At 62.2% G+C, this 11,918-nt stretch carries 12 protein-coding genes; 9 read left to right on the forward strand and 3 right to left on the reverse strand.

Annotation, left to right across the window (positions count from 1 at the left end):
• The coding region (locus ABJF10_RS23450; RefSeq protein ID WP_348547046.1) for an ATP-binding cassette domain-containing protein at positions 1–205 on the reverse strand (205 nt) is incomplete at its 3' end.
• 139 nt (positions 206–344) lie between these two features.
• Between ABJF10_RS23450 and ABJF10_RS23455 the strand changes: the two genes are divergently transcribed.
• From ABJF10_RS23455 to lspA, 3 genes are all read left to right on the forward strand, one after another.
• A complete protein-coding gene (locus ABJF10_RS23455; RefSeq protein ID WP_348547047.1) occupies positions 345–716 on the forward strand; it encodes a hypothetical protein in 372 nt (123 codons plus the stop codon).
• Between the two features lie 183 nt (positions 717–899).
• Positions 900–3,692 (forward strand): isoleucine--tRNA ligase, encoded by a 2,793-nt coding sequence (gene ileS / locus ABJF10_RS23460; RefSeq protein WP_348547048.1) that lies wholly within the window; start codon positions 900–902, stop codon positions 3,690–3,692.
• Complete coding sequence (gene lspA / locus ABJF10_RS23465; RefSeq protein WP_348547049.1) at positions 3,689–4,168, forward strand: signal peptidase II; 480 nt, start codon at positions 3,689–3,691, stop codon at positions 4,166–4,168. Before ileS ends, lspA begins: the two co-directional genes overlap by 4 nt.
• Here lspA and ABJF10_RS23470 read toward each other — a convergent pair.
• Positions 4,154–5,602 carry a VanW family protein gene (locus tag ABJF10_RS23470; RefSeq protein ID WP_348547057.1) on the reverse strand — a complete coding sequence of 483 codons (1,449 nt, stop codon included), beginning with the start codon at positions 5,600–5,602 and terminating at the stop codon, positions 4,154–4,156. The genes lspA and ABJF10_RS23470 overlap by 15 nt on opposite strands.
• Positions 5,603–6,176: 574 nt before the next feature.
• On the opposite strand from ABJF10_RS23470, the gene ABJF10_RS23475 reads away from it, so the two are divergent.
• Positions 6,177–6,344, forward strand: a complete 168-nt coding sequence (locus tag ABJF10_RS23475) for a DUF1328 domain-containing protein (protein WP_348547050.1) — start codon at positions 6,177–6,179, stop codon at positions 6,342–6,344.
• A gap of 29 nt (positions 6,345–6,373) precedes the next feature.
• On the opposite strand, the gene ABJF10_RS23480 is transcribed toward ABJF10_RS23475, so the two are convergent.
• Positions 6,374–6,853 carry a redoxin domain-containing protein gene (locus ABJF10_RS23480; RefSeq protein ID WP_348547051.1) on the reverse strand — a complete coding sequence of 160 codons (480 nt, stop codon included), beginning with the start codon at positions 6,851–6,853 and terminating at the stop codon, positions 6,374–6,376.
• A gap of 131 nt (positions 6,854–6,984) precedes the next feature.
• Between ABJF10_RS23480 and ABJF10_RS23485 the strand changes: the two genes are divergently transcribed.
• The 5 genes from ABJF10_RS23485 to ABJF10_RS23505 form a co-directional block, all read left to right on the forward strand.
• Positions 6,985–7,470: a DUF456 family protein gene (locus tag ABJF10_RS23485; protein ID WP_348547052.1), complete on the forward strand. Its 486-nt coding sequence runs from the start codon at positions 6,985–6,987 to the stop codon at positions 7,468–7,470.
• 212 nt (positions 7,471–7,682) lie between these two features.
• Complete coding sequence (locus ABJF10_RS23490; RefSeq protein WP_348547053.1) at positions 7,683–8,492, forward strand: SDR family NAD(P)-dependent oxidoreductase; 810 nt, start codon at positions 7,683–7,685, stop codon at positions 8,490–8,492.
• Between the two features lie 151 nt (positions 8,493–8,643).
• Complete coding sequence (locus ABJF10_RS23495; RefSeq protein WP_348547054.1) at positions 8,644–10,212, forward strand: sulfatase; 1,569 nt, start codon at positions 8,644–8,646, stop codon at positions 10,210–10,212.
• 79 nt (positions 10,213–10,291) lie between these two features.
• On the forward strand, positions 10,292–10,900 hold the full coding sequence (locus ABJF10_RS23500; protein ID WP_348547055.1) for a hypothetical protein: 609 nt from the start codon (positions 10,292–10,294) through the stop codon (positions 10,898–10,900).
• A 502-nt stretch (positions 10,901–11,402) separates the two neighbouring features.
• On the forward strand, positions 11,403–11,918 hold a 516-nt coding region (locus tag ABJF10_RS23505), incomplete at its 3' end, for a lactate racemase domain-containing protein (RefSeq protein WP_348547056.1).

The following is an 11,918-nucleotide window of genomic DNA, read 5'->3' on the forward strand; positions in this document are numbered from 1 at the left end:
TCTTCAACACCGTCGTCTTGCCCGCGCCATTCGGCCCGAGGAAGCCGACAAATTCACCCTCTTCAATGGAAAACGTGATCCCGTCCGCGGCCCGCACCTCCGCATATTCGCGCTTCCCGAGCCCCTTCACCGCGCCCCAGAGCCCCGGCGCCTTTTTGTAGGTGCGATAGACTTTTGTCAGTTCCTTGGTCTCGATAGCGCTCATGCGGGCGGCGACTCTGCCCCACGCCTCGCTCCGACGCAAATGTTGCGCGACAATTCGCCTTCACCGACTTCGCTGCTTCCACCAGCGCCTTGAAGCGATTCATGTTCCGCTTCAGCCGCTGTTCCACCTGCACGCGATTGTGCCAGCCCGTTTCCGGGTTGTAGCGCATCTTCAGGGTCACCTCCGTGCGCCCGCCGCCCGCGTTCTGAAAGCAGGCCACGCCCGAGCAATCCGGCCCTTCCAGCGTGCGCCACGCCATCCGGCGTTCCGGGATGCGCAGGGTCAGTTCACACAGCGAAAGATAAAACTGCCCGTCATTTTCCGACTTCAGGCTGAATTTTTTGTCATCCAGCCAGCGAATCTCCCGCACGCCTTCCATGAACGACGGATATTCTTCCACCCGGCACCAGCGCTCGAATACATCCGCGATCACCGCGTCCACGACGACGGTGCAATCGACGGATATAAAGGGATTCGGCTCGTGTGGGACTTGTTCCATGAAAACAAATAATTGTTCCACAGAAACAACCCCACTTTGACCCCGAAAACAACCGGATTTGCGCCGAATTCCCACGAAATCGGCCTGGAAACCCCATCGCCTCTGGGAATTCCGCGTTCTCGTCAAGAGGCTATGCACCCCCATTGACCGCCGCGTCGCCCGCGCGTAGGCTCGCCGCCCTTTTTAAAAGCCGCAATGAACTACAAAGATACTCTTCACCTTCCCAAGACGGATTTTCCGATGAAGGCGGACCTCGTCACTCGCGAGCCGGGGCGGCTGAAGATTTGGGAAGAGCAGGGGCTTTACGCCCAGATCCAGGAAGCCCGGAAAGACGCGCCGCTCTTCGTCCTGCACGATGGCCCACCCTTCGCCAACGGTGACGTCCACATGGGCACCGCGCTGAACAAGGTGCTCAAGGACTTGATCGTAAAGTCGAAGACCATGGCCGGCTTCCGCTCGCCGTTCATCCCGGGCTGGGACTGCCACGGGCTGCCGATCGAGTTCAAGGTCGTGAAGGAATCACGCGGTCTATCTCCGGTCGAAGTGCGCCGCAAGAGCGAGGAATACGCGCGCAAATTCATCGACGTGCAGCGCGGGCAATTCAAACGCCTCGGTGTCTTCGGCGAGTGGGCCGATCCCTATCTCACCCTCGCGCCCGGCTACGAAGCCGAGATCATCCGCGCCTTCGCCAAGTTCGTCGAGAAGGGCCTCGTCTATCAGTCGAAGAAACCCGTCTATTGGAGCACCGGCGCACAGACCGCGCTCGCCGAAGCCGAGGTGGAATACGCCGACCGCACGGATCCCGCGATCTACGTCAAATTCCCGATCGTCACCGGCGAACTCGCCGGCAAGGCCAACATGGTCATCTGGACGACCACGCCATGGACGCTGCCCGCCAATGTCGCTATCGCCGTTTCGCCGAAACAGGAATACGTGCTCGCCACGCTCGGGCGTGACGGCTGGGCCGAGGATTTCTTCGTCGCGCGTCCTTTGCTCGACGCTTTCGTCAAGGCGACGGAATTGCAGGTCTATGGTGAAGTCGCCAGCGTCACCGGCGAGCAACTGGCCGGGCTGGAGGCGCAGCATCCTTTCCTCGACCGGAAGTCGCGTGTCATCACCGCGGATTTTGTGACCATGGACACCGGCACCGGCCAGGTGCACGTCGCGCCCGGCCACGGCGCGGACGATTACATCGCCGGCAAGCAACACGGCCTGCCGATCCTCTCTCCCGTCGACGACGCGGGCAAGCTGACCGAAGAGGCCGGCATGCCTGCGTGGACGGGCAAGTATGTTTTCGACGCGAACAAAGACGTCGTCGCCTACTTGCGCGAAAACAAGACGCTGCTCGCCGAGCACGCTTATCCGCACAGCTATCCTCATTGCTGGCGCTCGAAGACGCCCATCGTCTTCCGCGCTGTCGAGCAGTTCTTCATCCGCATCGACGCCATCCGCGCCGACGCCCTCGCGGCCATCGATGGGGTCACGTGGCTCCCGCACTGGGGTCGCAATCGTATCTACGGCACGGTGGAATCGCGCCCCGATTGGTGCATCTCGCGCCAGCGCACCTGGGGCGTGCCGCTGCCGGTCTTCTACGATCCGAGCGGCCAGCCCATCCTCAGCGCCGACAACGCCCGCAAAGTCGCCGATCTCGTCGAGCAGCACGGCACGAATTTGTGGTTCGAGAAAAATGACGTGGAGTGGGCGCAGATGCTCGGTCTGCCGGCAGGCACCACGCGCCGCAACGACACGCTCGACGTCTGGATCGATTCCGGCGTTTCCCACACGGCTGTCACCGCGAAGCGCCCGGAACTCGGCGGCACACCCGTCGCCGACGTTTATCTCGAGGCCACCGATCAGCATCGCGGCTGGTTTCAATCGTCCCTCATGACGAGCATCGCCCTTTACGGGAAGGCACCTTACAAGACCGTCATCACCCACGGCTTCGTGGTCGACAAAGACACGCGCAAGAAAGTGTCGAAGTCGGAGCAGGGGACCTATGCGAAGCCCATGAACGCCGAGCATTTCGTCGGCAAGTACGGTGCTGATATCGTGCGCCTCTGGGCCGCGAGCGTGGACTACCAAAACGAAGTACCCTTCTCTGAGGAGAGCTTCAAGGGCCTCGCGGAGTCCTATCGCAGCTTCCGCAATATCCTGCGCATCCTGCTCGCGAATCTCGATGATTTCGATCCCGCGCAGCACGCGGTCGAGTTCCGTCCGCTCGGCGAGACCGGTGGTGTCGCGGCGTGGTCGCATGGCCTTGCCGGCGAAGCGATCCGCGGCACCCTCATCGACCGTTGGGTGCTTTCGCGCTTGCAGGAAACCATCGAGACCTGCCGCGCCGCCTATGCCGCCTATGACTTCCGCAAAGTCTTCCAAGCCTTGAACCAATTTGTGACCGTGGACATCAGCGCGCTCTATGTCGACATCACCAAGGACCGCCTCTACTGCGACGCCGCCCACAGCCCGCGCCGCCGCGTCACGCAGACCGTGATGGTCCGCGTGCTCGATGCCCTCGCGCGTCTCCTCGCCCCGATCCTCGCCTTCACCGCCGACGAAGCCTGGGGCTTTGCCAATCACCAGACCTCGGTGCACTTGGAGCTCTTTCCCGAGCCCGACGCCGTGCTGCGCGATCCGGCAACCGAGACGCAAGTCGAGCAACTGCTGAACCTGCGCGGCAAGATCGGCCAGGCCGTGGAAGCCGCCCGCGCGGAGAAAACCATCGGGAACGCCCTCGAAGGCGCCGTCACCCTGCAAATCGCCGACGCCGGACTTTACGAGCAACTCACCGGCCGCGAAACCGAACTCGAGGAGCTGTTCATCCTCAGCGATCTCACCCTCGCCGCCGGCCCGGAAACCAGCGCCCGCGTGATCCGCACCACGCGCCAGAAGTGCGCGCGCTGCTGGCGCCACCGCAAGGACGTCGGCATCAATCCCGCGCACGCCGAGTTGTGCGAACGCTGCGCGGATGTCGTCTCCGCCGCCTCGTGAAATTCCTCGCCTCCATCGCGCTGCCGCTCTACGCGCTCGACCAGGCGACGAAAGGGTGGATCGTCCGCCACCTCGAACTGCACGAGCAGCGCACCGTGATCCCGGATTTCTTCGACCTCGTTTACTATTCGAACACCGGCGCGGCCTTCAGCGCCTTCACCGGGCGGAATACGTTTTTCATCGTGCTCTCCATGGTGGCGCTCGTCGCGCTGGTCTTCTTCTACTTGCGCGGTGCGTTCAAGGATCTGCCTTCGCGCTGGGCTGTCGGCCTGCTCTGCGCTGGCATTCTCGGCAACCTCACCGACCGGTTCGCTCACGGCCACGTTGTCGATTTTCTGCTATTTAATTTGCACGTGCGCTTCGCCGATCCGTGGCCCGCGTTCAACGTCGCCGATAGCTGCATCTGTATCGCCACCGGGCTCTTCATTCTCGCGGCGATCTTCGAGAAGAAACCCGCGCCGTCAAACGCGCAGTAGCTTCCCTTCTTCGAGGACCGCGCGCAACGCCGCGGTGAGTGCGGCAGCATCGCCCGCCGGCACTTCGGTCACGCCCGTCAATTTACCCAAGCCGCATTGCGGCGTGGCAATGACCGGCACTCCCGCCGCCAGTGCGGCGAAGAGACGTCGAGGGCGATGCTCGACAAATGCAGGCAGTACGACGGCCGCCGCACCGTCGAGCCAAGACGCCGCGGCTGCGCCAAGCTGGATGCCCTGCCAGAAATCAGCGCGCTCGATGATCGGGCCCAGACACACCAACTCGACATCCAGAGCCCGTGCGGCCTCACGCAATTCGTAGGCTCCTTTGCGGCCCAGCGTCGAAGCAGGGAACACCACCCGCTTGCCACCCTCACCCGCCGCGCCGGATGCGACGGGCATTTTCCACGGCAGCGAAATCGCGCGCTGACCGGCAAGAGCGGCAATGCCTTGATGCGGCGTGATCCAATGGTCCGCGGCAGTCAGACCTTGCGCCTCGGCATCCGCCATCCAGGCCGGTGCGCGGAAATCAGCACACGTGGTGGATTCCGGATGCAGGCGCGCCGCCTCGTCGAGTTGCGCCTGCAAGGCGTGCATCGGCAGGCGAACCATCAGGACATCGAACGTGCGGCCCCCGAGCACACCGTCCCGCCACAAAAACGGCAGGAGATTCTGCGCGACCACGAGGTGCGTATGCTCCGGGTGCAACTGCCGGGCGTAATGCCGCGCGAGACGTTCATCCCACGCCAGCAGCGCCCGCTGCCGTTCCGCGCCTTGTTCGCGCAACCGCCGCGTGGACCAGGCGCGCCGCAGCGTGAGCAAGGTCGCACTGCGGACCTGCCGGAAGGTCGCGGCGTCCCAAGCATAGTTGGACTTGTGCCAGCGGTCGCCATCGAGCGGGCGCAGTAAAAGATCGGCGGGCGACCCCAGTTGCGCAAGGTGCGCCGCCCATTCCGGCCACCACTCGTCCACCAGCCACGCGCTCCGGCCGGGGTTTTCATCCGTGTCGGGCTTGAGATGGCGGAAGCACGCGGAGATCCCGCAACTGGCGCAACTGCCCGGCTGCGGCGCTGTGGTCAGGAGCGCCCGCCCGCCCCGGGTCGCCGCGGGCCGCGCGACGACGGTCTTCAAACTGCGAATGCGCACGGTGAGCCGCGTGCTGCTGAGTTCCACCTCCATCCGCCACGGAAACGGTGCCCGCAACCGCAGGTCCACATAGTTCCAAAAGACCGTGGCATCGCGCCCCACCGCCGCCAGGTTGCCCACGCCCGGATGGCTGTGCGCATGGCGCTCCACGATCTCCAGCCCCGCTTCCAGCGCGGCATTGTAAATGGCGCCGGAAAGCTGGCACAGTCCGCCACCGAGCGTGGGAATGAGACAGCCCTCGCGCAACTCACGACCGACCGCAAATCCCTTTCCCGCCGTCGTGCGGCCCAGTTACTCCACACCGTATTCGCGGGCACCTCCGTGTCCCGCATGAGCGCCGCCGAGACGCGAAGATTCTGCACCTTGCCAAATTGCAGCCGCTTCTCCGAGGCGACATTGGTCTCAAACCAGATATCGCTGGATTGAGTGCCCACGATCGGTGTTTGCGCGAGCTTTTCCCCCTTGGGATGCCGCGCTGGCCCATCACCGGTCAGATCGCGCCAGCCCCGCTGGAGTTGAAAGCACGCCGCCTTCAGCCCAAAGAGCAGCGCCGCCCGGCGCGAAGGCAGCGCTTCGCGCGGGCGCTCGACGGTGGGTGTGGCGGATTGGTGACTCATGGGCGGTCGCTACCAAATACGGCGAAACCGCCCATTTCTTTCACCAAAATCCCCTGCACGGCAAGGCTGGGAGGAAGGCAGAACACCCAACACCCAACATCGAACATTCAATCGAAGAACCGGCCTCCCAACCGCGCTTGCGTCACTGGATGTTGGGTGTTGGACGTTGGATGTTCGATGTTGGCTCCTGCTCCATACACCCACCCACCGAGGCACCCGCGAACCATGGGCATAGAAAGACCACTCCTATGCTTCACTACGCCTTAGTTTTCCTCGTTGTTGCGCTGATTGCCGGTGTCCTCGGATTCGGCTTCATCGCAGGTACAGCAGCCTACATCGCCAAAGTCCTCTTTGTCGTTTTCCTGGTTCTCTTCCTGATCTCCTTCATCGGAGGTCGGAGAGGGCCGATTGCCTAGCTAGAGCGCCTCCAGCGCTTCGCCACTCGTCAGCTCAGGCTGGCGAGCTTCGCCTTGATCGCCTCGAAATTGGGCAGATCCTTCGGCGTCGGCGTCTGCTCGGCGTATTGGATGACGCCGGCCTTATCGATAACGAATGCGGCCCGGGCCGACACGCTGCCGAGACCGATCAGGTCGTCGAGCAACACCTCGTAATTTTTCGCGGTCGTCTTGTTCAAGTCGCTCGCCACGGTGATGGTGATGTTCTCCTTCTTGGCCCACGCTTCCTGCGCGAAAGGGCTGTCCACGCTCACCGCGATGACTTCGGCGTTCAGGCCTTCGTAGGAGCCGAGCCCAGCGGTCACGTCGCACATCTCCTGCGTGCAGACGCTGGTGAAAGCGAGGGGGAAGAACAGGAGGACGGTGTTCTTCTTGCCGAGATTGGCGCCGAGCGCGATGTCGCGCAGACCTTCCGCGCCTTTGGATTTGAGAGTGAAGTCAGGGGCTTTGGAGCCGACGGAGAGGGCCATGGGAATTGGATGAAGGGTTGGTTTTGTGGTTGGATTCAGCGCGCACACCGTGCGCACCCTGCTATTAGTGAGCAGGCGGCCTTTGGCCGCAAGCCACCAATCATCGCTTCGACAAGTAATCTGCTTTTCTCATGCCCGCACTTTGGTGGTCGCTCACCCTCATCCTCTTCGTTGTCGGCCTCATCGGAACGGTCATTCCCTTGCTGCCGGGCACCACGATTATCTTCGCCGCCGCCGTCATCCACCGCGTCGCCATGGGCGAGGAACACAGCGTCGGTTGGTGGACGTTGGGCGGCTTGCTAATTCTCACGATCGTCTCCCACGTGCTCGACATTACCAGCGGTTCGATCGGCGCGAAGAAGTTCGGCGCCACCCGCTGGGGAGCGCTGGGTGGCCTGGTGGGCACGATCATTGGCATGTTCTTTTTCCCGTTGGGGCTGATTCTCGGGCCGGTCCTCGGCGTGTTGATTGGGGAACTTCTCGCCGGCCAGAAATTGGTGCTCGCCGGCAAATCCACCTGGGGCACCGTCCTCGGTACCACCGCCGGGATCATCGCCAATGCCGCCATCGGGGTGACGATGGTCGGCTGGTTCCTCATCGTGGCGCTCTGGCACTAAGCGTTGTCGCCGGGTTCACTGAACCCGGTAATGTTAATCAATCAGTCGGTAGTGCCAGTCAGCCCGCTGAGGCGCGGAGGAAGATCAAAATCGCCGAGGTGACAACTGCTTCCCTGAGCCACATGTAGATCCGGGGGTGCATGGCGTAGCATACTCCTGCCAAGCGCTCTTGCCAAGTCGCCGTCTTTCCTCTGTGCTGGCGAAATCCATTTATGTCGAAACTCTTTGATCTCTCCTCGGAAATTGCCGTCATCATCGGTGCCACGGGTGTGCTCGGTGGAGCCTTGGCTGACGGCCTCGCCGCCGCCGGCGCCAAGGTGGCCGTGCTCGGCCGCAATTCGGCCCGTGGCCAGGAACGTGCCGATGCCATCAACAGAGCGGGTGGCATGGCCGAGTATTTTTCCGCCGACGCGCTCGATCGCGCCTCGCTCGGCAAGGCGCACGATAAAGTGACCCAAGTTTTCGGCGCGCCCACCGTGCTCGTCAATGCCGCCGGCGGCAACGACCCCAAAGTGACCGTCACCCCTGAGCGCACCTTCGAAAGCATCAACCTCGACGACTGGCGGACGAATTTTGAGATGAACCTGGTCGGTGGTGTGTTGTTGCCGTGCCAGGAATTCGGTCCCGCCATGGCTTCGCGTGGGAAGGGGAGCATCATCAATATCGCCAGCGTCTCCGCGCATCTCCCGCTCTCCCGCGTGGTCGCTTACTCCTCGAGCAAAGCGGCCGTGCTGAGCCTCTCGCAATTCCTCGCCCGCGAATGGGCGACCAAGGGCGTCCGCGTCAACACCATTACGCCCGGCTTCTTCCCCGCGGAACAGAACCGCAAGCTGCTTTTCAACGACGACGGCACACCTACCGCGCGCACGAAATCCATCTGGGGCCACACCCCCATGAACCGCTTCGGCGAATCCCAGGAACTCATCGGCGCTGCCGTCTTCCTCGCCGCCCCCAAAGCCAGCAGCTTCATCACCGGCACGGACATCCGCGTCGACGGCGGCTTCCTGAGCCAGACGATTTAGGGACTGGCCTCCCTCCCGGTTGTCATCCTGAGCGGAGTGTAACGGAGTCGAAGGACCCCGTTGCTTTACCATTGAAGTGGGCTTGGAATCGCGAACGAAATAATCATAAAGGATAAGAACTTTTGAGTAAAACACAGGTTCGCTCATCTTGATGATTCTCCCTTTTCTGTCGCGCCTCAGCGCTCTCCTCCTGATCGCGACTCCGCTGATTTGCGTCCGTGCAGCCGATCCTCGCCCCGACATCCTCTTCATCGCCGTCGATGATCTCAATGACTGGATCGGCTGCCTGGGTGGACATCCGCAGACCAAGACGCCGAATATCGATCGCCTGGCCGGGCGGGGAATCTTGTTTACCAATGCGCATTGTGCGGCGCCGGTGTGCCTGGCTTCACGGACCGCCGTGCTTTGCGGGCGCTATCCGGATCAGACCGGGGTCTATAGCAACTGGGGTGCGACCAAGGGAAAGCCGCCGGCCAAGGATCTGCAGTTGCCGGTGTATCTGTCCGCCCATGGTTACGAGACCCTCGGCACCGGGAAGATCTACCACGGCCCCATGCCCGCGCTCTTCGACGACTACTTCGACACCGAGCAGCGCTGGAGCCCCTTCACGCAGGCGCAGGCCCGGTATACGGCGGGAGAATTGCCGAGCAAGGGGACCGAAGCGCCGCGACATGTCGTGCATGCAGGACCGGGAGGGCGCGACTGGATTCTGCCGCTGAATCGCATCCCCAGTGAGCGCAATGCCGACGGCGTCGAGGGCGAGTCGTTCGACTGGGGTCCGGTCCAGGTGGCGGATGGAGAGATGGGCGAGACGCGCATTACCGACTGGGCGGCCCAAAAACTCGGGCAGCCGCATGCCAAACCGCTCTTCCTCGGCGTTGGCTATTATCGCCCGCACATCCCGCTTTTCGCCCCGCAACGCGATTTCGATGCGCTGCCTCCGGTGGCCGATATCCAGTTGCCCGCGACGCTGGCCAATGATCTCGACGATATCGGCCCGGAAGGGCACCGGTTCGCCCACGATCCCATCACGGCGGGCACGCATGAATCCGTGGTGAAACATCGGCAATGGCAGGAAGCGGTGCGCGCTTATCTGGCGTGTGTCACTTTTGTCGACCGGCAGATCGGGCGTCTCCTCGATTCCTTGGACGCCTCTCCCGCTGCGGACAATACCTGGATCATCCTCTGGAGCGATCACGGCTGGGCCTTGGGAGAAAAAGAACACTGGGGAAAATGGACCGCCTGGCGGCAGGTCACCCGCATGCCGCTCATCATTGTGCCTCCCCGGCAGGAACGGGATGTCGCGCGTGGCCGGAAATGTGCCGATCCCGTGAGCCTCGTGGACTTGTATCCGACCATTCTCGAGCTCTGCCATCTTCCGCCGAAAGAGGGCCTGAGCGGAATCTCCCTCGCGCCGTTGCTGAAGAATCCCGACCTGAAAACCGAGCGCGCCGTGGTCACCACGATCGATCCGGGCAACTATGCCGTCAGCAGCCGCGACTGGCGGTTCATTCACTACCAGACGGGTGAGGAAGAGCTCTACGACATCCCGCACGATCCCAACGAATGGCGAAACCTCATCACCGAGCCCTCGCAGTCGGCGAAGGTCACGGCGATGCGCCAGGAGCTCGACAAATTCCTGGGCGTGTTTGGTCCGTCGGAAAAGCAGGCGGCCATGAATGCCGCCGCCCCGAAGGGAGCGCCCAAGGCAGGCGATTAGCCAGATCTTCCCCCAGGAACGCCCTCGCTCCATGCGAAAGACTTGTAAGGATCTGCGCATGCGCCGCGTTTCTTCAGCAATGAAGATCAGGCAGATTATCGCTCCGTTGGCCGCATTCCTGGCTGCTGTCCAGGTGCAGGCGAGCCCTTGGGTGATCGGAGAATCGACGCGATCGCCCGACCAGGCCGGACGCGTCCTCGTGCAATATCGTGATCGCAGCGCTGCGTCCGAATGGCACATCACGCTCTCCAAAAACGGCCGTATTCTCCATCGCCGTCTGCTGCCCGATAAACTCGACGTGCGTTACGTGAGGGCTTCCTGGTCGCCCTCGTCGTGCGCCGTTTTACTGGGCGAGAATTACAAGGACGGCATGGATCTCACCTTGCTGCGGATCACCGGGCGGCACGTGATCTCCACCCATCTCGATCTCGCTCGGCGGATCTCTGAAAAGGAGGAAAAGGAACTGCCTTTCCGCCGCGAATTCCAAAGCCACGCCCCGGTGAAGCGGGTGACTTGGTCCACCGTGCGGTGGATTTCTCCGACCCGGTGCCAGATGCTCTATATTCTGCACGGCCTCGGCTACGAGGGAGAAAGCGACGTCACTGTGGACTTCACCGGTCGCCGCCCATCGCTCAAGACATCGCGGCTCCGCGCCCTGACTCATCCAGAGAATTTCAGTCTGGACTGATGACCCTTATTTTTTGATTGACATTTCGGATCCCGCGTGCTACGGTGTTCGCCAGTGAAGGTAAGAAAGGAAGCAGGTCCGAAGGGGAATCTGTGGAGGAAGGAGAGATTTGGCAGCTTGTTGGTTTTACAGACTCATGAATCTTGCACATTGCCCATCTGAAAATTGGCCCGCTGGAGACACTGGCCTCCGGTCTTTGATCGCAGTGATCACACCTGCGGTCGGAACTCCGGCTCTCTGTAGATTAAGATGAATTAAGCTCAATTAAGGTGAATTAAGCCTTTGAAAAAAATCACACCTCCTACCACCCGCTTTTCGTGCCCTTTCGTGTCTTTCGTGGAGCTACTTCTGCCTGCCAATCCAGTGTAGTCGCACCCAATCGTGCCTAATCGTGCCTGAAATTATTCCGCCGCCGTCCATCGAGCGCTCCTACCGGTCGCACTCCCGTCGTCTCCCAGATTTCCTCTGTGCCGCCCGCGCCTTTGTGATTTAATTCCTCATCATGTCGACTCTCTCCCAAATCGCTCCCCCCGGCGCCTATCTCACTGCGGCTCAGGCCCGGGAACTGATCGCGCAGGCCTGTCCCGCCAAGGATTACAAGGACAAGAAGGTGCTGCTCATCGTGCCCGACGCGACCCGCACCTGCCCGCTCGGCATCCTCTTCACCGGCCTCTTCGACCAGATCGGCGCGGCGACGAAGCACTTCGACGTGATGATCGCGCTCGGCACGCATCAGCCGATGAGCGAGGAGGCGATCTGCGCGCGGCTGGAGATCACCGCCGAGGAGCGGCGGACGATTTACGCCGGCGTGCGCTTTTTCAACCACGAGTGGGACAATGACGCCGCGCTGCGAAACATCGGGCTCCTGACCTTTGAAGACACCCGCGCGCTGACCGGCGACCTCTTCGAGATGGAAGTCCCGGTGAGGATCAACGCACGCGTCTTCGACTACGACCAGCTCATTATCTGCGGGCCGGTCTTTCCGCACGAGGTCGTCGGATTTTCGGGCGGCAACAAA

It is taken from the genome of Chthoniobacter sp. (assembly GCF_040003245.1).
GTDB lineage: Bacteria > Verrucomicrobiota > Verrucomicrobiia > Chthoniobacterales > Chthoniobacteraceae > Chthoniobacter.

What these genes read in the sequence shown, in the direction of transcription:
- ileS (WP_348547048.1), top strand. Translation starts at nt 900, where the DNA reads ATGAACTACAAAGATACTCTTCACCTTCCCAAGACGGATTTTCCGATG.
- ABJF10_RS23475 (WP_348547050.1), top strand. Translation starts at nt 6,177, where the DNA reads ATGCTTCACTACGCCTTAGTTTTCCTCGTTGTTGCGCTGATTGCCGGT.
- ABJF10_RS23480 (WP_348547051.1), bottom strand. Translation starts at nt 6,853, where the DNA reads ATGGCCCTCTCCGTCGGCTCCAAAGCCCCTGACTTCACTCTCAAATCC.
- ABJF10_RS23485 (WP_348547052.1), top strand. Translation starts at nt 6,985, where the DNA reads ATGCCCGCACTTTGGTGGTCGCTCACCCTCATCCTCTTCGTTGTCGGC.
- ABJF10_RS23490 (WP_348547053.1), top strand. Translation starts at nt 7,683, where the DNA reads ATGTCGAAACTCTTTGATCTCTCCTCGGAAATTGCCGTCATCATCGGT.
- ABJF10_RS23495 (WP_348547054.1), top strand. Translation starts at nt 8,644, where the DNA reads ATGATTCTCCCTTTTCTGTCGCGCCTCAGCGCTCTCCTCCTGATCGCG.
- ABJF10_RS23500 (WP_348547055.1), top strand. Translation starts at nt 10,292, where the DNA reads ATGAAGATCAGGCAGATTATCGCTCCGTTGGCCGCATTCCTGGCTGCT.